Below are 19,539 nucleotides of genomic sequence, written 5' to 3'. Positions count from 1 at the left end.
TGGTTGTAATGGAACATACGATTGCGCCGCTTGGAGATCGGTCCTTTTTCGTAACTTTAGGGGAGGAAATCAGCCCGGAGACGCATCATTTGGTCCGTACGCTTACGGAACATCTCAAAAGGAAAGACCTCCACTGGATAGAGGAAGTGGTTCCTTCTTATACAGGTGTGGCCGTTTATTATGACGCCCGCGCCCTTCACGCCGAGTTTTCTTCCGCTTCCCCTTATGAAACCGCCGCAGCCCTGTTCTCTGAATTCGTCTCAGGGATGGGCAGGGAAGTGAAGGAGAAAGAGAAAGTCGTGGAAATCCCGGTCTGTTATGGTGGAGATTTTGGACCGGACCTTTCCGGGGTCGCGAAGAAGAATGGGCTGAAAGAAAAAGAAGTCATGGAAATACATTCCTCTCGGGAGTACCTTGTATATATGCTCGGATTTGCGCCGGGCTTCCCTTTTCTTGGAGGAATGGATGAAACGATCGCAACCCCGAGGAAAGCATCTCCGCGGTTAAGTGTTCCGGAAGGGTCCGTCGGGATTGCCGGATCGCAGACCGGCGTTTATCCGGTCGAGACACCTGGAGGCTGGATGTTGATCGGGAGGACGCCTCTATCTCTGTTCAGACCTGAGGAGGACCCGCCTGCTTATCTTCAACCCGGGGACAGAGTCAAATTTTATCCCGTGTCTTTCGAAGAATACAAACGGCTGGAGGAAGAATGATGATAGAAGTGACTAAACCGGGGCTGTTGACGACAATTCAGGATCTCGGACGTCGGGGCTATCAGAAATATGGCGTAAGTCCCGGGGGAGCTGCGGATATGCTTGCACATCGCCTGGCGAACATCGCTATCGGAAACGTAGCGGATGCCGCTACGCTTGAAATGACGCTTCAAGGAGATGAACTTTCTCTTCAGGAAGCGGCACTCATCTCTATCACAGGTGCCGATATGAACCCGGAAATAGATGGAAAACCGCTTCCGATGTGGCGACCTGTGTATGTGGAAAAAGGGAAGAAGTTGCTTTTTCGTAACGCGGGGCAGGGGCTTCGTACGTACGTGGCGATAGAGGGCGGCATACAGGGAGATCTATTCCTCGGCAGTACGTCCACCTACTTGAGTATGGAAGCTGGCGGGTACAGCGGCAGAGCTTTGAAAGAAGGCGATATGCTGCAGAAGAACGGTCGCTATTCGCTGAACGAGGAAATAAGTGACCGGCTGAAACATCAAACGAATGACCAGGGGTTTGCTTACACCCCCTGGCGACTACCTGACCCTTCTTTTTTTCAGGAAGAGATCGTTCCGGAGATCCGTGTATTCCCCGGTCCTCACTATCAGCTATTCGATGCAGAAAGCAGACAGGCATTCGAACGGGGTGCCTATCAGACAGGAAGTAAATCAGACCGGATGGGAATACGTTTCGATGGAGAAAAGCTTACCCTCCGTAATCAGGAAGAAATCATTTCGGAACCTGTCACGTTCGGAACGATCCAGGTTCCGGCGAATGGTCAGCCGATTCTGTTGCTTGCCGATCGGCAGACGACGGGAGGGTATCCGAAACTTGCACAAGTGGCTAGCGTGGATTTTTCAAAGGTCGCCCAACTACGCCCGGGAGAGGAAACGAAGTTCCGCATGATCACCCATCGGGAAGCTGAACAGCTGTTTCTATGTTTCGAAGATCGAATCCAGCAGTGTGCTCTGGCGGTGAGAAGAAAAGTGAGGGAGGAGATGAAAGATGGGAAATATTGATTTGAACTGTGACCTGGGAGAAGGCTTTGAAGCACATGAAAAAAAGAGAGACGAAGACGTGCTTCAGTACGTCACATCAGCCAATATCGCCTGTGGTTTTCATGCGGGGGATGCGGGTACGATGCAGACGACGGTACGTTTGGCCAAGGAAAGAAATGTTGCCATCGGGGCTCATCCGGGATTGCCGGATTTCGAAGGATTCGGAAGACGGGAAATGCACATCACCCCGGAGAGAGCCTATGCCCTGACCATCTATCAGACCGGGGCTTTACAGGCGTTCGCCGAAGCGGCAGGCACCCGGATCCGTCACGTCAAACCGCATGGGGCTCTGTACACGATGGCCGCTAAGGACCCGGAACTGGCCCGGGCGATAGCGGAAGCTGTGTGGGATGTGAAAGGTGATATGCTCTTATATGGACTCGCCGGGAGTGAGTTGATAAAAGCGGGCGAGAAAGTCGGTCTGAATGTTGTAAGCGAAGTGTTCGCCGACAGAGTGTATCAGGCAGATGGAACCCTGAAGTCACGACAGGAACACGGAGCTGTAATTACAGACAGGGCTCAGGCCATGGAGCAGGTGCGTGATATGGTCCTTCATAAAAAAGTGAAAACGATAGCTGGAACTTACATCGATATCGAAGCGGATTCCATATGTGTCCACGGAGATAACGAGGAAGCCGTGCATTTCGCCCGTTCGATCAGGGAATTTCTGATGCGGGAGAATATCGCGTTGAAATCTCCCTGAGTGAAAGCTCAGTAAAACAGAGGAATGAATAGAAGTTGCATAAACACATGCGTGAGCATATGAGCGACTATGGCGTAAATGAGGCCATACCTCCAAAATAAATACCCGAAAAACACCCCGCCTGTCCCATTCAAGAGAAAACTGCGCACGATAGACATGGTGGTAAGGCCATCAAATAACGTGGCGGTGGCCGGTAGATGACCTGCGGCGAACAGAAGTGCCGCAATGAGAATCGCACTCCAGTATAGGCCGCGAGGTTTCTTTTTGAACAGAAAAGAACCTGCAAACACAAGGGCTGACATGAAAAAGAGACGGAGAAGCGCTTCTTCTACAATACCTCCGTAAAGGACGCCCGCCGTTAAAGCAAGAATAGAGAACTCAGGGGGATGATCCTGCAAGTAAGGGATATGATTCTGGAAATAAAAGCGATCGGAGGCTACGATCAGAAAAGCGACGAACATCCCTATAACAACACTTCTGAGTGCTCCTCTCCTGTTCGGGTGGAAGGATTCTTCACTTACGAGAGATCGGAAAAATGGCAGGGAAAGATCTGTGCGTCTGGCGAACTTGCAGCCGGCGAAAGATAGCAGGAAAACCATGACGAATAATTGTCCGGAAGATACGAGAGAAAGTACAGGGACGGAGACAGGGAGGGACTCTCTGATTTCAGGCATGGTCTGTAATTGATAGGGAACAATCACGAATCCTGCGATAAAGCTGAGTACGGCTAATATCAAAGAAATTTTCAAATCTGTTCTTGGCATGCAACCGCTTCCTTTCTTTGATAAAATTATATCATTAATCAAGGGGGCGGAATGTGATGGAATTTGTGAACATTTTTACGGAAACGTATGAATATATAGGTGTGATGGAGAGGGAAGAAGCTCATACAAGAGGAGAATGGCACGAAGTCTTTCATTGCTGGTGTCTTAGCTGTGACGAGGGGGAGTGGCACGTTTACCTGCAACTGAGAAGTCCGGATAAAAAGGATTACCCGGGGCTCTATGATATTACGGCTGCCGGTCATCTGGAGGCGGATGAATCGGTCGAAGACGGTGTAAGGGAAGTGAAAGAAGAAATAGGTATCGATGTAGCCTATGAAGAGCTGGAGAAAGTGGCGCTGCTTGATACGTGGATCGGAAAAGACCGGGAGTTCGCGCATGAACATATGTATGTTTGTCGTCATTCTTTTTCACAATTCACGCTGCAGGAGGAAGAAGTGGAGGATGTCGACCGGGTGAGCTGGGAAGATTTCAAAAGGTTGTGGTTGGGTACTGCGGTGCGGATAAATTCAGCCAAAGGCCATACACTCCAACGTGAAAGTTTCGTCCCTCATGAAAATGAATACTATCCGAAGCTTATCGAGGCGATCGACCGGGCGCTGATAGGTAGAACATAAATACATAAAAAAGCATGCAGTCCGTATTCATAAGGGCTGCATGCTTTTCTTTAACGCGGAATAGTCAAAGTCTGTCCCGGAAAAATGAGGTACGGAGAAGAAATGGAATTGGCTGAAGCCAATGCAGAAACACTCACCTTGTTATTTACGGCGATCCGGTACAGCGTATCTCCGGATTTCACCGTGTATTTTGAGGTCGTCGGTGATCCTGTACCTGGAATCTTCAGTACCTGCCCCGTACGGATGAGGGACGGGTTAGCGATATTATTACTTGATGCTAAGAGTGATACCGTTACATTATACCTTCGTGCGATGCTGTACATCGTGTCTCCGCTTTTCACAGTATAGGTACCCTCGGAAGGCGAAGGTGTTGGGCTCGGAGTACCTGAACCTGGAAGCACGAGCACTTGTCCGATTTGTAGTGCGTTTACGTTTGAAATATTATTCTCAGTTACAAGAGCGTTAACCGTAGTGCCGTATCTGATAGCAAGGGAGTAAAGGGTGTCTCCGGCTTGGACGCGGTGAGTGGATCCCTGTTGTGTTTTACCGAGAATCTGAGAGACGGTCGCAAAGCTGTAGCCCTGACGTTTCAATTCAGGAATGGCACGTGAAATAGCATCTGTAGTACCTGAAGCTCCGACTCCCGTGTGCATGAGAACGATGGACCCCGGTACCATATTAGACATAATGCGGTTGTAGACTTGTGAAGAGGAGAGACCTTGCCAGTCCAGTGTGTCGATGTTCCAGTGGAGGGTGTGAGTATACCCTGCATCTCCGACTACCTGAAGAACCTGACTGTTCACGGCTCCGAACGGGGCCCGGAACAGTGGTGCAAGGGATTGCCCGGTAATGGTCCGGATCGTGCTTTCCGTGCGGGATAGTTCACTTCTCATTTGAGAAGGGGAAATAGTGGTGAAATCAGGATGGGAATAAGAGTGGTTCGCAATCTCATGGCCGGCACGTACGATATTACGGATGGATTCCGGATGAGCATTCGCTCCTGACCCGGTCAGGAAGAAGGTGGCGGTGACGTTTTCACGGTCGAGTACATTCAGAATTTTGGAGATATTGGTGCCGTCCGAACCATCATCAAAGGTCAAGGAGACCACTTTGGATGATGTGTTTCCTTTAGTCGTGAAGGTGGAGCTGGCAGCAGCAGCCGTAGAAATGGAACCGAAGATCAGCACTAGCATCACGAGGAAGGCAGTCCATTTTCGGCTCATTAACACAATCACCTCACTTTATGGATTTGTACTTTCATTATACCTCGATTCGTTTCGGAATTCCTGTTTTATGAACCGGTAATTACTTACTGAGCATCAAGGATTATACAAATAGGAAGCGTTTTCTGATACAATTACAAAAAATATAGTTCATTAGTGTAGGAGGGGAAAAATGGCGACACAAGCATGGAACTGGTTGTGGGAAAAACATGACCAGGCTAAAGAACTGCTCAGCTTTTTCGTGAAACCGAACAACAGCGGGACATCGACCGGGAAGGGGACGGATTCGGAGAGAAGTCCGAAGCCGGATGATGACAATGAGGGCCCGAGTTATAAAACGGCTCAATTGGTGGGTCTGCTGCTTGGACCGATCCTCTTCATCCTTACTCTTCTCTTTTTTCAGCCTGAGGGGATGTCCGATGAAGCACAGGCTGTACTCGCAAGTACGATTTGGGTGGCAACCTGGTGGATGACAGAAGCCGCACCGATTCCACTCACCTCTTTGCTTCCGATAATTCTCTTTCCTCTGACAGGAGGACTGGAGATGGATGCGACAGCTTCCTCTTACGGAGATGATACGATTTTCCTTTTCATGGGAGGGTTCATGATCGCACTGGCGATGGAGAAGTGGAACTTACATAAACGGATTGCGCTCACCATCATTCTTTTGATTGGCACGAACACTGAACGGATTATCTTGGGTTTCATGGTAGCGACAGGGTTTCTTTCCATGTGGATTTCGAACACAGCTACCGCGATGATGATGGTACCGATCGGGCTTGCCATCATCTATCAGGTATCGGAACAGCTGAAAGACGATGAGTCGATCGATACTTCACCTGAAAACTTCAGGTTCGGAAAAGCTCTCATGTTGGGAATCGCTTATTCCGCGTCGATCGGTGGTATCAGTACGCTGATCGGAACGCCTCCGAACACAGCATTCGCTGCTGTGGTGGGGGATCTGTACGGAGTGGAAATATCCTTTGCGCGCTGGATGCTGTTCGGCGTGCCGGTCGCATGGTCCTTCCTGTTTCTTGCCTGGTTTTATCTGATCAAAATAGCGTTCCCGCTTCAACTCGACACATTACCGGGTGGGCGTGATGTCATCAAGAAGGAAAAAGACGACATCGGCCGCGCCGGGTTCGAGGAAAAAGTTATTCTGGTGGTGTTCACCCTTGCCGCTTTATCCTGGATGACCCGTTCTTTTCTGCTGCAGGAGTACGTGAGTGAAAATATCAACGATGCGGTCATCGCTCTTACCGCTTCTGTAATCCTGTTCATCATTCCGGCGAAAAATGAAAAAGGGGGACGTATCCTGGACTGGGATACGGCTGTGAAATTGCCGTGGGGCATCCTGCTTCTATTCGGAGGTGGACTCGCCATCGCCGGCGGGTTCAGTGAGTCCGGACTGTCGGAATGGCTCGGGAACCAGCTAGCGATTTTAGAAGGTGTCCATCTGTTCATCGTACTGCTTGCAGTGTCCGCTATGGTGATCTTCCTTACTGAAATCACTTCGAATACGGCTACTGCTAATATGATGTATCCGATTATGGCATCGCTTGCGGTGGCTCTAGGTGTCCATCCTTATGCTGTGATGATTGCAGCCGCAGTGGCTTCTTCTTCAGCATTCATGCTACCGGTAGCGACACCTCCGAACGCGGTCGTGTTCGGTTCCGGTTACTTACGGATACCGGATATGGCGAAAGCGGGGGCCGCTCTGAACTTTGTCGGTATCATTATCGTGACACTTGCGGTTTATTTCTGGCTACCGATCGCTTGGGGCATCGATTTGACTGAAGTACCTGAAATGTTCAGGCAGACGGAGTAGACATCCAAGATATCGGGTTTATCAGCAGTTCAATCAAGCTTTACTACCTTGGTTGAACTGCTTTGTTATTGAGATAACTTCCCTCCAAGTGGAAGCTTACCACGGCCATGGCTCGGAATTGAGGAATCTCCATTTGGTCGATTCTGGGTGTTTTCAACTATTGCTTTACCAATAGCCCTCTCCCCCTTTAGTCCCTCTCATCAACACTAGACTTTAATAGACAGCTTATATTATGGAGTTGGAAGATGAATCGGTGTTTGGAAATTTAATGTGACAATAAATTTTTAGAGGAAATGAGAATATTGATTGTAAAGGTTGTGCTTTAAGGAAAAATGAGGAGTGTCTGATAATTGAAAGGAGTCTCCCATGAGTAAAAGAGTTACTAATCTTGCACTGAAAATTTCATTGAGTGTAGTTATTGCTTTGGTAGTTATGTTTTTGGTTATTAAAGCAATGGCAATAGTGAAATTAAATAATGTGAAACAAGAAGTTTTAGAAAAAAACCATGAAATCAACTCTGTTGAGGAAGTTAATTCATTGGGACAATGGGGCGAACAACACTCAGGTTATGTACTTGAAGTGAAGAAAGATAGTTCGACCCTGTTTAGAGTGTGGGCTAATGAAGAAGGAGAAATCAAAGACGAAGAGATTATCAGCAGTAATTAAAACTTGTTAGGTCTTCACAGTGAAAAATTTTCCTTGTTATTCCAGACATAAGAGTATTTCGGTAAGGGAGGGAACTCAAATGAGAAAGACAGATGAAATGGAACAAAGGCAGGTTAATAAGGCTGGAGTCATAGCATTTCAATTTTATTCCGTTGCTTTATTGATTTATTCCATTTATCTTTTTATGGAAAATGGTGGGGGTGGTATTCCATTTATTATTCTTATGGGAGGGAATATCATATTTTTCGGAAGCCTTCATATATTCAAACAAAAAATGAAATAATGTAATTGTTATGCTAACGTATACTCGATTTTAATTAAGACGATACTTCTAATTAGCAACATTAATCAGCAGAGAAGGGAGAAAGTGAAAATTTGAATAGGTCGTTCCCTTTTCTCCCTCAGTCTGACGGGGTAGATTTCGATTGTTTCACTAGTCCTATATATGCCAAAGGTAAAAGAGACAAGACGACGATCAGGCCCGTCCATCCCCACGCATCATAAAGAGGACCGAGCATCGAACTTCCGGTCACCACACCGATATAGTAGGAAACGAGATAAAGACTGGAAGCACTACCTTTATGGTGAGAAACAAGTTCTCCAATGGATGAAGCTGTGAGGGAGTGGGCCGTGAAAAAGCCTAGGCAGAGCAGTCCGAGTCCCAGGGCCAGCACCCATATAGAATGTGAGAGCATCGTGAAAATCCCTGCAGACAGAACGAAAATACCTGAGATGCGGACGCTTGATAAGGAAAAATGACCCGCAAGCCACCCGGCTAAAGGAGACCCTATGACTCCGACCCCGTAGGCGAAATAGAAGAGAGAGATACTTGCGAGAGACAGGGAGAACGGATCTCCCTGAAGGTAAAAAGGCAAGTAGGTCCACACCCCTGTGAAACTTGTCTGGAAGACGATGCCGAGCCCGAAAATGAGGAGTAACACAGGGTTCTTCAAATGATAGGAGAAAGCTTGAAGGTCATGACGGAACGAAAGCTCGCTCGGTTCAAAGAAGCGCGAAGCCGGAAGCAGCCATATCATCAGCAGGAACATGAGCGTACCGATTCCTCCGAGCAGGTAGAAATATGTATGCCAGGAAAAGAAGTCGGTGATCGCGCCGGCGAGAACCCGGCCGGCCATCCCTCCGAGAGCGTTGCTCGATATGTATAAAGCAGTTGCGACATGGACACTCTTGCTGTCTATTTCCTCATGAAGATAAGCGAGTGCTGCGGCCGGCAGTCCGGAGAGAGCCACGCCCTGGACGAAGCGCAGGCAGAGAAGCACGAAAAAAGAATCGGTCCACGGAATGAGGAGAAAAGGAATAGTGGCCCCGGCGACAGCCGCTTTCATGAAAACGGTTCTTCCATGACGGTCCGAGAAGAAGCCGATTACGACAAGTCCGGCAATTAGTCCAGCTATTGTCAAAGAAAGAGACAGGCTCGCGGCTGAGATCCCTATACCGAATTCTTCGACATAGACTGGAAAGAGAGGCTGGACGGCGTACATGGTCGCGAATATGAAAAAAGAGGCCAAGGCCAGACTCAGAGTGACCCGCCAAAAATTTTTATCTTTTGGTGTGTAAGGATGATGATGAGCCATGCCTGCTCCTCCTTTTTCTAAGATTCTTCTACATAACGATTTCTGCCTGCTTCCATACCGAAAAATATAACGCCGAGGGTAACGAGCAGAAGAGTGCCGATAGGGAAATTCCAGCTCCCCCTTATATCATAAAGGAGGCCGATCAGCATCGGTCCGAGCGCCGCCAAGGCGTAGCCGAAAGCCTGGGCCATCCCGGATAGAGCGGCGGCCTGTCGCGCCGACTTCGTCCTCATACCTAGAAAAGCCAGTGCCAGAGCGAAGCTGCCGCTCAGCGTAATTCCGATGCATATGATGCTGAAAAGCAATACGGCGAAAGTTTGCCCGATCCAGAGACTCGAGTATCCGACAAGGGCGATGCAGCCAAGCAGAAGGACAACCTTTCGCTGGTCTTTGAACTTTTCCGCGATGACCGGCACGAGGAAACTTGCCGGGAGTCCGATGAACAGAGCGGCCGAAGTCATCCATCCGGCGGTAGCGATACTTACCCCGCTTGCGTTCAGCATTTCCGGGAGCCAGGCGACGGTGACGTAAAATAGAAATGACTGGAGTCCCATGAATGCGGCGATTTTCCAGGCGAGCGGAGAGGTCCATACATTGGACTGTTCAAATTCTACATATTCCGTTTTTCGGGGGGGATTGCGTTCTTTTCGGATCAGATAAACCCACAATACCATGGCGAGGAGGGCGGGGATGGCCCAGATGGCCAGAGCGTTCGTCCACCCCCAGCCGATACCTGTCGCGATAGGGATGCTGACTCCTGAAGCGATGGAGGCGAATACTCCCATCGATGTTACATAAACCCCGGTCATGAACGCCACTTTTTGAGGGAATTTTTCTTTGACGATGCCCGGGAGAAGTACGTTACATACGGCTATCCCGACACCTGCGAGCAGTGTCCCTGCAAAAAGGATTCCCGTATTAGGTATCAGTCGCACGGCCACCCCGATGAAAATAAGGAATGTGCCACTGAGCAGCACGCGTTCACTGGAAAAACGGGCACTTATTTTAGGTGTAATCGGAGAAGTGAAGGCGAACGCTATAAGAGGCAGTGTAGTCAGCAGCCCCGCACCCCAGTTGGCTAGGTTCAAGTCCTCTCTCACCAGACTGATGACGGGACCGACAGAGGTGATCGCCGGTCTGAGATTGAATGAAACGAGTATAATTCCGAGAATAAGTAATGTTGTATAAAGATTTCTATTTGCCATGCTTGTCCTTCTTTCCATAGATTTACTTTTACCACTATAGCATGAGGGCCGCCCCGTTGCCTATCGGGACAGCCCTCTGTTTTATTGTTCAGTATTTTGTTTTTTCAGGGAGGGGATATGCCACCCATAAAGAATAGCCAGCAGAACAAGAATGATAATAAACCCGATGTGGAAAGACCAGAGATCGATGACCCATCCGAAGAGAGGGAACGCGAGCATCGTCACGAAACTCTCAACAACGCTGATCATCGAGAAAAAGGTAGCCCGGACGGAACTTTCCAATCTGTTTTGCAAAGCGTTCGAAAAAAATCGGTTCGTATAACGTGAGCAACTGACAAAGGATGAGGAAGGAAAGGACAACACCCCAGACAGGACTCCAAATGAACAGGATGAAAAATAGCAGGAAGAGCAGATAGCCGTAAGTCGTGACGGAGAAAAAGGACCATTTCTCTTCCAGCTTATAAGCGATCTTCGCCATCCATGCACCGATCAGTCCTTCCCCGGTGAAAATGACTCCGATCCAAAATGTGCTGAGACCAAGACGCACAAAATACTCCTGCCCGTAAAACACAAGGATAACGAGAACAGATTCAAGGCTGATGAAGAAAAGGATAGGAATATGGATGCCCGGGTGCTCCTTCCATACCCGTGCCCCGGTCTTTATCTGTGACGTCCACTGTTTTCTTACAGATTGTTTTTCAAGTTTCTCTCTCGGTGGTTCGTGTAAAAAATAAATAGGAACAAGCGCCAGCACGTGAGAAAGAATCACACCTGCATAGACATAGGAAAAATCGATTTCCGCCAGCCAGCCTCCTAAGAGCTTGGCCAGGCTGAGAGAAATGAGCGCCAGTGCGATCATGTTCCCGAAGATGCTTGTGTATTTCTTTTCCTGACCATATTCTTTGAGCGTGTCATAGGCAAGTGCTTCTTCCGCTCCCGATTGAAATGTGACGGAGACGCCGAGAGTTACGAGCGCCAGCCCGAACAGAGAGAAAGAATCACCGATAAGCATGAACGTACCATACCCGATACTCATCAGATTCCCGATCAGCAGGCTCACTTTCCTCCCGTAAAGATCCGCAATGATTCCAGTAGGGACCTCCAGAAGTACGACAGACAGATGCATCAGTGCTTCGACGATACCGATCTCTGTCATGCTGAGTCCCTGTTCGTTCAGATAGATGACCCATAGCGCCCGGTCGAAAAACAGTTGGGCGAGAAAGATATATAAAAAGATGAATCTTACGTTCCGTTTCACTTTGTATTCCTCCTGAAGACCAGTCCCATATCCAGAGCAGCGAGCCCTGTGTTTTGAACAAAAAGATCCCCGCAGGTAAAAAACCTCACCTACGGGGATCGTATGGGACGCGGTAAGAAATTTTTACGTTCGGTATTCATATACAGCTGAAGGTGTTTTTCTGAAAAAAGATATACGTGTCCCTAATGCAGAAAAAATGCCAAAAACTGTAGTCATGAATGCGTTGAAATGAGCGATCGGGCTCATGTTTCCGAACGTAGACAATTTCTTTCCCTCCTTTTGAAGAATACTTTTTTCATTATAGCTAAGACGGATTCATCGGGCAAGTCCCCTTATATTATGAATGTTTAGAAAAATCAGTAACATCGATTGAAGTGGTATAGGAAAAGTAGTATAATTACGTTTGCATTGTAAACGCATACATAAATCGAGTTATAAAAGGAGGAAGAGCAATGAGTGGTATTTGGCTTGCGGTCTTCGGTATTATCGTGCTTGCTCTCGGGTACCGGTACTATTCCAAATTTCTTGCAGAAAAAATTTATAAGTTGGACCCGAAGTACTCCACGCCGGCGCACAAATATAAAGATGGCGTCGATTTCGTACCGACGAACAAGTGGGTGCTATGGGGGCACCATTTCACTTCCGTCGCAGGAGCAGCGCCGATCCTCGGTCCTGCTATCGCGGTTTATTGGGGGTGGCTCCCTGCAGTATTATGGGTGCTTCTCGGTACAGTCTTTGCCGCAGGTGTCCATGACTTCGGTACGCTCGTTCTGTCGGTGCGTCATAAAGGTCAATCGGTGGGCACATTAGCGAATACGTTGATCGGTCAGCGCGCCAAGATATTGTTTTTATTCATCATCCTTTTACTGGTGCTGATGGTCAACGCCGTGTTCGCATGGGTCATCGCCAATCTGTTCATTTCCAATCCATCGGCAGTGCTGTCTGTGTTCATTCAGATTCCTCTTGCTGTCTGGATCGGTTACAACGTGTATAAAAAACAGGGAAGCATGCTTCTTCCGTCTATTGCCGCGCTTGCCGTGATGTACTTTACTGCTATTCTCGCCAGTTATTTCCCTGTCCTGCAGATTGATCTGGTCAGTTACTTCGGAGGAGAAGGCACGACGACGGCTTTAGGAATGACAGCTACATCGATGGCGTTTTTCGTATGGATCATCATCCTGATGGCTTACGTCTACATCGCTTCTACATTGCCGGTATGGAAACTCCTTCAGCCGAGGGATTTCATCAACTCGCACCAGCTGATTGTCGGGCTGGCAATTCTTTACCTGGGACTGTTATTCTCCAACCCTGAAGTTACGGCTCCTGTCAGTAATAGTACGACGGATACGTCCTGGTTCCCGCTTCTGTTCATTACGATTGCCTGTGGAGCGATTTCAGGGTTCCACGGTCTCGTATCCTCAGGTACGTCTTCAAAGCAGTTGGATAAAGAAACGGACGCCCGTTTCGTCGGGTATCTTGGTGCTGTCGGAGAAGGTGCGCTCGCGCTCATTTCCATCATCGCCGTAGTGACTTTCTTCCCGACCGCCGGAGAGTTCTCCAACACGTACAGCGGTTTCGCCGAAGCGAGCGGGGCAGGCCTAGGTGTGTTCGTCCAAGGGGCTGCGCAACTGGCTACCGGACTCGGTATCCCGGCTCAGGCCGCTGCTACGATTGTGGCAGTCATTGTCGTGAGTTTCGCAGCTACGACACTCGATTCATCGGTTCGTCTGATGAGATACATCATCTCTGAACTCGGGACGGAATATAACGTTCCTTCTCTGACGAAAACTCATGTCGCTACTTCTGTAGCGGTCGTTTCGAGTGCCGCTCTGACTCTAATTCCGGAAGGACCGAACGGCTTCGGTTCCGGCGGATACCTTCTATGGCCTCTATTCGGTACATCCAACCAGCTTCTGGCCGGTATCAGTCTGCTTCTCATTTCCGTTTGGCTGAAACGGCTCGGCAGAAATTACTGGCCGGCCATGGTCCCTATGATCTTCCTGATGTTCATGACGCTTTGGGCGATGGTATCTCAGGTATTCACAGACTGGGCGCCGTGGGCGGAAGGTTCCGACTGGTTACTGTTCACATTCGGGGCTATCGTTATGATTTTCGCCATCTGGATTATGATTACAGCTGTGTCTGTACTCATGAATGACAATAAAGACAATGCTGAAAAAAGTGCATAACTGATATTGCTTGGAGAAAAGTCGCACGGGTCACTCGTGTGACTTTCTCTCATTTAGAAAGGGAGGAGGGATGATATGCCTGATCGTAAGTCGATGATCAAACGCCTCGTGGATTATTATGAAGAAGTGTTAAGTTTGCCACACCGTACGGAGATAGCCCGGGAACTTAGGGATGAGGATGATCTGTTTCTGCTACTTTTATATTCAGATATGCTCGGAATTCCGAACCCGGCGTTCTATTATACACTGGAACTCTACCCTTACATGATCGACAAGTTCCATGACTGGCATTTACGCATGGGAATGGATAAATCACCACTTGAGGGAATACGCTGCTGTTAAAGGAGAATGATGTATGGAAGAGAAAATTGTGTTCATCGGAGGAAAAGGGGGAGTCGGAAAGTCGACCACCAGCGCGGCTCTTGCGTTGGTGAGAGCGGATGCCGGCAAGAAGACGCTGATCGTCTCCACCGATCCCGCCCATAACCTGGGCGATATTTTCCACAAAAAATTGGGGCACGAAAAAAAACAGCTCACGGAGAATCTCTGGGGGATGGAGGTCGACTCGCGTGAAGAGTCGGCCCGATACATCGAAGGGGTGAAGAAGAACCTGGAAGGGCTTGTGAAATCGAAAATGGTCGAAGAAGTACACCGTCAAATTGATATGGCCAGCGCGTCCCCGGGGGCGGAGGAAGCGGCTCTGTTCGACCGGCTGACGGCGATTATCCTGGAGGAGAAAGACGAATTCGACCACATCATTTTTGATACTGCTCCTACAGGTCATACCCTTCGCCTGCTCACGTTGCCTGAGCTGATGACCGTCTGGATCGACGGCATGTTAGAAAAACGCAGGAAGACGAATGAAAATTATACGCAGCTGTTGAACGATGGAGAGCCGGTGGAAGACCCGATCTATGACGTACTCCAGAGACGGAGAGAAAAATTCGAAGCAGTCCGGGAAATCGTTCTGGATGAAAAGCAGACGAACTTCGTATTCGTCATGATTCCGGAGAGACTCTCCATCCTGGAAACGCAACAGGCTATTGAGCAATTGCACCAGCACCATTTCCATATCCGGGACATCTTTGTGAACAAAGTACTCCCGGAGCACGCTGACGGAACGTTCCTTGAAAAGCGCCGGGAAGTGGAGAAGGAGCATCTGAAACAGCTCAGGGAAACATTCCGCAAGCAACGTCTGGTTGAGATTCCTCTGTTTGAAGAGGACGTAGCTACGCTGGATCAGCTAAAGACGTTCAGTGAACATCTCCGTCTTTCGATGACGAATAAGTAAAATCAGAAATAAGGAAACTCTTCCATCATCTCGGTCCATGTAGCAGGGCGGAAGTCCTCTCTTCCGGTGACTGGTGTCGCTTTTTGGAGCGAGCGGATGACTGATTCTTCCGTAGCCTCTCCGATGGCGCGGAACGCATCGTCCAGACATGATTCCTGAAGAGAGGGGTCTCCCTCAGCTGTTGAGAATCCGATGACGATATCTCCACTTCCGTTACTTATGACTGAACCTGTGCGGGCGAGACCTGTTACTGCCCGTTTCAGAACACGCTGTAACTGCCGATGGGAGACTGGGAGATCAGTTGCAGTAATGATCATGACGGATCCTTTGTCTTCATGGAGTGCCGGCCTGATTTGTTCACTCCAGTATGCACCGATCGGGTTGCCACCGACTCTGAGGTCTTTCATAAGCCCGAAATTGGTGAGGACGAGGACTCCGAGGCTATATGTATGGTCATTCACCTTCACGAGACGGGACGAGGAACCGATGCCGCCCTTCAGAGAGTAGCACATCATCCCGCGGCCGGCCCCGACAGACCCTTCTTCGAAAGTTTTCCCGGCTGAGAGGATGGCGCTCCGTGCATGTTCCGTGCGGACGCTCCTTTTCCTGATGTCGTTTATAAACATGTCATTGCATTCCCCGATGACAGGGTTGACAGTTCCGGTGTCTCTTCCGATTTCTTCGTTCTGTTCAAGCGCATGATCTACAAGGGCATTGAAACAGGTGCCAACGGCCAGGGTGTTGGAAAGCAGAATCGGTGTCTCCAACACACCCAGCTCATCCAGTTGCACCAGTCCGCTCGTTTTGCCGAATCCGTTTATGACGTGAGAAGCAGCGGTCACTTTTTGTCGGAACATATTCCCGCCATGAGGCAGGATGGCTGTCACTCCTGTCTGGGTCGAACCCTGACTTATGGTTTCGTGACCTACGAGAACTCCTTCTACATCCGTGATACTATTGGTTGCTCCTTTTTCCATCGAGGTGGAAAAGAACTGCTGATTATTTGTTTCGGTCATTGTTCATTCCTCCTTTTGACCAGCTTATCCTGAGTAGTATCCCGGGGCAAGTCCCCCGGGGTTTTCCGGGGTTCCGTATATGCATGATTCAACGGAAGGTGTGAACGTGGTATGAACCGGGTACACTCCTCTTATGGTGTTTATCCTACAAAATAATCGCTCGATTTTCATATCCTGTTGTGGTTAAACTATAAAACCTCCCATGAATGTTTGTGTTTCGCACACGTTGAGGAAGCCGCTTACAATAGTTATAATTTTCTTAACAGTTCAAACAGATCTGCTACTAACTCATCATGAGTTCAGGGAGGTAAGGGAAGAAAGGGTGTGTTGAATTTGCAAGCCATCACGAAGAATTTTTTCTTGTTTTTATCAAATAATAAGACACTCGACCGTCTAGCAAAGCGTTACGGAAGCCGGTTCGGTGTCGATAAGCTGGTCGGTGGAGAAACCTTTTCGCAGGCGGTTCCGGTTATCAAACAGCTGAATGATGAGGGGTTAGTAGTGACAGTGGATCATTTGGGCGAGTTTGTCGATTCGGAATCTGAAGCCAGAGAACGGGCGGATGAAGCAGTAGAAACGATCCAGACCATTGCGGATCATAACCTTCGCTGTGAGATGTCCGTGAAACTGACCTCTCTCGGACTTGATATCAACCGTGATCTAGTCATTGAAAATATGGAGAGGATTCTGGAGAAAGCTCTCGAGTTAGGAATCACTCTGCAACTGGACATGGAGGACTCGAGTCGCTGTCAGGATACTATCGATATATTCAAGGAACTGAAAGCGAAGTACCCGAATGTCGGACTCGTTATCCAGTCTTACTTGTATCGATCTGATAAGGATCTGGATGAACTCGATAAATATAATCCCTATCTGCGACTAGTGAAGGGTGCTTATAAAGAACCCGGTGTCGTAGCATTTCAGGATAAAGATATGGTTGATAAGAATTTGAAGCAGCTGGTCAAGAAACACATGCTTAATGGAAACTATACCGCTCTCGGCAGCCACGATCATGAGATCATCGATTTTACGAAAGAGTTGGCAAAAGAGCATGGTATTTCCAAAGACCGATTTGAATTTCAAATGCTTTATGGCATGAGAAATAAATTACAGCATGATTTAGCGAAAGAAGGGTATACTGTCCGCGTCTACATGCCGTACGGAATGGAATGGTACGGCTATTACATGAGACGCCTTGCAGAACGCCCTGCCAATATAGCTTTTGCGATTAAAGGAATTTTCTCAAGATAAATTTTATTTGAAAGGGGAATGTATCATGGTCACACCATACAAGCACGAACCGTTTACGGATTTTTCAATCAAGGAAAACAAAGAGGAGTTTGAAGAGGCGCTGAAGTATGTCAAAGGCGAACTCGGCAAACAGCACGATCTTCTCATCGACGGAGAGCGTATCCGTACCGATGCAAAAATCGAATCCACAAACCCTGCGAACACGAAAGAAGTAGTAGGAACCATCTCCAAAGCGAATAAAGAGCTTGCTGAAAAAGCGGTGGAATCCGCATCGGAAGCTTTTAAAGACTGGAGAACATGGGACCCGGAAGCACGTGCTGAGATTCTTTTCCGCGCGGCTGCGATCATTCGTCGTCGTAAGCATGAATTTTCTGCTTATCTCGCTTATGAAGTAGGGAAGCCTTGGAAAGAAGCGGATGCGGACACAGCAGAAGCGATCGATTTCCTTGAATATTATGGTCGTCAGGCTGTAGAGCTGAAAAACGGTAAGCACGTAGAAAGCCGTGAAGGTGAGCATAACCAGTATGTGTATCAGCCGATTGGTGTAACTGCTGTTATCCCACCATGGAACCTGGCTCTCGCTATCATGGCGGGTACGACAGTAGCTCCGATTGTGGCAGGTAACACAGTAGTTATGAAGCCGGCTTCGAACAGCCCGGTCATCGCTGCTAAATTCGTGGAAGTTCTTGAAGAAGCAGGTATGCCGAAAGGTGTTATCAACTTCATTCCTGGTAGCGGAGGAGAAGTAGGGGATACAATCGTCGATCATCCAAAAGTCGGTCTTATCTCCTTCACCGGTTCCCGTGAAGTAGGAACACGTATCATTGAACGTGCTTCTAAAATCCAGGAAGGTCAAAATCACCTGAAACAGGTCATCGCTGAAATGGGTGGTAAAGACACAGTTGTCGTCGATAAAGAAGCGGACCTTGAAACAGCTGCTGAAGCGATTGTCGTTTCCGCATATGGCTTCTCCGGTCAGAAATGTTCTTCCGGTTCCCGTGCTGTCGTTCATGAGGACGTCTATGACGAAGTCCTTGAAATGGTGAAAGAGCGCACTGAGAAACTCACAGTCGGTAATGCGACAGAAGATAATGTTTATATGGGACCTGTCGTTGACCAGGGTGCCTTCGATAAAGTGATGAGTTATATCGAAATCGGTAAGGAAGAAGGTCGTCTCGTCACTGGTGGTAAAGGTGATGACTCCAAAGGGTACTTCATCGAGCCGACGATTTTCGCCGATCTCGCTCCTGACTCCCGTATGCAGCAGGAAGAGATCTTCGGTCCAGTCGTCTGCTTCACGAAAGTACGTGACTTCGATGAAGCCATCGATGTAGCGAACAATACAGAATACGGTCTGACAGGAGCGGTCATTTCCAATAACCGCGCTCACCTCGAGAAAGCGAAGTACGACTTCCATGTCGGAAACCTTTACTTCAACCGTAACTGCACAGGTGCCATCGTCGGATATCAGCCGTTTGGCGGCTTCAAGATGTCCGGTACGGACTCCAAAGCAGGTGGCCCGGATTACGTCATGCTTCATATGCAAGCTAAAACAATTTCAGAAATGTTCTAAGCATAGTATGGCTCAGACACTTCCCTTATCCAGGGGAGTGTCTTTTTTTGGTTCTATTAAAGCTGGTGATTTTCCGATCATGACCGCGGCAAGCTTCCACCCGAAGGGAAGTAAATCAACAATAAATGATAACAGAGACGTTTATGCAAAGATAATTGAACCATGATACATGAACATTTTCGGGCTCTGTTAGTATTCGAGTTTGATAGGGTGGATATAGATAAAGGCGGCGACTCCGACGGGGACTCGGGTAGCTGAAGACCCCGCAGGGAAACGAGGAGGCTGAAGCATTGCCCGCGGAAAGCGTCCGCCTGAGTATTTATTGTTAGGGTAGCCTTTTTTTTAGGTACAGAATCTTGTCTGTATTGATTTTGCGCGACATTCGGTCCCCGGTTCAGGAATCGAATGTCGCATTTTTTAATGGTGCAACACGGTCATTCATGCAGGTTCGTTCTGAATGTCGCATTCATAGCAGTTATAATCTGTTCAGGCCTCTTCCTATCTACCGAACGTCCAATAATTTTTGGCTGTTGTCCATGAGTATAGCGAGAGCGGATTTAACGAG

The 19,539-nt window shown here is 48.4% G+C and carries 18 protein-coding genes; 12 read left to right on the top strand and 6 right to left on the bottom strand.

Going from position 1 to position 19,539, the window contains the following annotated elements; translation table 11 throughout:
- The first annotated feature begins 8 nt into the window (after positions 1-8).
- From pxpB to BW944_RS09930, 3 genes are read left to right on the top strand one after another with little or no spacing between them, the layout of a single operon-like run.
- Positions 9-713 carry a 5-oxoprolinase subunit PxpB gene (pxpB, locus tag BW944_RS09940; RefSeq protein WP_076559246.1) on the top strand — a complete coding sequence of 235 codons (705 nt, stop codon included), beginning with the start codon at positions 9-11 and terminating at the stop codon, positions 711-713.
- Positions 713-1,738, top strand: coding sequence for a 5-oxoprolinase subunit C family protein (locus tag BW944_RS09935; RefSeq protein ID WP_076559244.1), 1,026 nt, complete (start codon positions 713-715; stop codon positions 1,736-1,738). Before pxpB ends, BW944_RS09935 begins: the two co-directional genes overlap by 1 nt.
- Complete coding sequence (locus tag BW944_RS09930; RefSeq protein ID WP_076559242.1) at positions 1,725-2,480, top strand: 5-oxoprolinase subunit PxpA; 756 nt, start codon at positions 1,725-1,727, stop codon at positions 2,478-2,480. The genes BW944_RS09935 and BW944_RS09930 overlap by 14 nt, the downstream gene beginning before the upstream one ends.
- An 8-nt stretch (positions 2,481-2,488) precedes the next feature.
- On the opposite strand, the gene BW944_RS09925 is transcribed toward BW944_RS09930, so the two are convergent.
- The gene (locus BW944_RS09925) at positions 2,489-3,244 is read right to left on the bottom strand and encodes a CPBP family intramembrane glutamic endopeptidase (protein ID WP_076559240.1); all 756 of its coding nucleotides are present in this window, start codon (positions 3,242-3,244) and stop codon (positions 2,489-2,491) included.
- Positions 3,245-3,300: 56 nt separating this feature from the next.
- On the opposite strand from BW944_RS09925, the gene BW944_RS09920 reads away from it, so the two are divergent.
- Positions 3,301-3,879 carry an NUDIX hydrolase gene (locus tag BW944_RS09920; protein WP_076559238.1) on the top strand — a complete coding sequence of 193 codons (579 nt, stop codon included), beginning with the start codon at positions 3,301-3,303 and terminating at the stop codon, positions 3,877-3,879.
- A gap of 50 nt (positions 3,880-3,929) precedes the next feature.
- Here BW944_RS09920 and BW944_RS09915 read toward each other — a convergent pair whose 3' ends face one another.
- Positions 3,930-5,102, bottom strand: a complete 1,173-nt coding sequence (locus BW944_RS09915) for a LysM peptidoglycan-binding domain-containing protein (protein ID WP_076559236.1) — start codon at positions 5,100-5,102, stop codon at positions 3,930-3,932.
- Positions 5,103-5,274: 172 nt separating this feature from the next.
- On the opposite strand from BW944_RS09915, the gene BW944_RS09910 reads away from it, so the two are divergent.
- The 3 genes from BW944_RS09910 to BW944_RS09900 all read left to right on the top strand — a co-directional run bounded on the left by BW944_RS09910 (position 5,275) and on the right by BW944_RS09900 (position 7,879).
- Positions 5,275-6,930 carry an SLC13 family permease gene (locus BW944_RS09910; protein ID WP_076559234.1) on the top strand — a complete coding sequence of 552 codons (1,656 nt, stop codon included), beginning with the start codon at positions 5,275-5,277 and terminating at the stop codon, positions 6,928-6,930.
- Between the two features lie 366 nt (positions 6,931-7,296).
- Positions 7,297-7,596, top strand: coding sequence for a hypothetical protein (locus tag BW944_RS09905; protein WP_076559232.1), 300 nt, complete (start codon positions 7,297-7,299; stop codon positions 7,594-7,596).
- Between the two features lie 79 nt (positions 7,597-7,675).
- A complete protein-coding gene (locus BW944_RS09900) occupies positions 7,676-7,879 on the top strand; it encodes a hypothetical protein (RefSeq protein ID WP_076559230.1) in 204 nt (67 codons plus the stop codon).
- A gap of 118 nt (positions 7,880-7,997) precedes the next feature.
- Here the strand turns inward: BW944_RS09900 and BW944_RS09895 are convergent, their stop codons facing one another.
- From BW944_RS09895 to BW944_RS09885, 3 genes are all read right to left on the bottom strand, one after another.
- Positions 7,998-9,191 (bottom strand): MFS transporter, encoded by a 1,194-nt coding sequence (locus tag BW944_RS09895; protein ID WP_076559228.1) that lies wholly within the window; start codon positions 9,189-9,191, stop codon positions 7,998-8,000.
- Between the two features lie 17 nt (positions 9,192-9,208).
- A complete protein-coding gene (locus BW944_RS09890) occupies positions 9,209-10,396 on the bottom strand; it encodes a CynX/NimT family MFS transporter (protein ID WP_076559227.1) in 1,188 nt (395 codons plus the stop codon).
- Positions 10,397-10,628: 232 nt separating this feature from the next.
- Positions 10,629-11,654 (bottom strand): MFS transporter, encoded by a 1,026-nt coding sequence (locus BW944_RS09885; protein ID WP_234983164.1) that lies wholly within the window; start codon positions 11,652-11,654, stop codon positions 10,629-10,631.
- 452 nt (positions 11,655-12,106) lie between these two features.
- Between BW944_RS09885 and BW944_RS09880 the strand changes: the two genes are divergently transcribed.
- From BW944_RS09880 to BW944_RS09870, 3 genes are all read left to right on the top strand, one after another.
- Positions 12,107-13,843 (top strand): carbon starvation CstA family protein, encoded by a 1,737-nt coding sequence (locus BW944_RS09880; RefSeq protein ID WP_076559225.1) that lies wholly within the window; start codon positions 12,107-12,109, stop codon positions 13,841-13,843.
- Between the two features lie 75 nt (positions 13,844-13,918).
- Positions 13,919-14,185 (top strand): cory-CC-star protein, encoded by a 267-nt coding sequence (locus BW944_RS09875; RefSeq protein WP_200806512.1) that lies wholly within the window; start codon positions 13,919-13,921, stop codon positions 14,183-14,185.
- A gap of 13 nt (positions 14,186-14,198) precedes the next feature.
- On the top strand, positions 14,199-15,134 hold the full coding sequence (locus tag BW944_RS09870; protein ID WP_076559223.1) for an ArsA family ATPase: 936 nt from the start codon (positions 14,199-14,201) through the stop codon (positions 15,132-15,134).
- A 2-nt stretch (positions 15,135-15,136) separates the two neighbouring features.
- Here the strand turns inward: BW944_RS09870 and BW944_RS09865 are convergent, their stop codons facing one another.
- Positions 15,137-16,150 carry a P1 family peptidase gene (locus BW944_RS09865; RefSeq protein WP_076559222.1) on the bottom strand — a complete coding sequence of 338 codons (1,014 nt, stop codon included), beginning with the start codon at positions 16,148-16,150 and terminating at the stop codon, positions 15,137-15,139.
- 333 nt (positions 16,151-16,483) lie between these two features.
- Here BW944_RS09865 and BW944_RS09860 point away from each other — a divergent pair, with 333 nt between their 5' ends.
- Positions 16,484-17,401, top strand: coding sequence for a proline dehydrogenase family protein (locus tag BW944_RS09860; protein WP_076559317.1), 918 nt, complete (start codon positions 16,484-16,486; stop codon positions 17,399-17,401).
- Between the two features lie 25 nt (positions 17,402-17,426).
- A complete protein-coding gene (gene pruA, locus BW944_RS09855; protein ID WP_076559220.1) occupies positions 17,427-18,974 on the top strand; it encodes an L-glutamate gamma-semialdehyde dehydrogenase in 1,548 nt (515 codons plus the stop codon).
- The last annotated feature ends 565 nt before the right edge of the window (positions 18,975-19,539 follow it).

Source organism: Salimicrobium flavidum (genome assembly GCF_900156645.1).
Classification (GTDB): Bacteria; Bacillota; Bacilli; order Bacillales; family Halobacillaceae; genus Salimicrobium; species Salimicrobium flavidum.
This window is presented reverse-complemented; position numbering and strand designations above follow the sequence as displayed.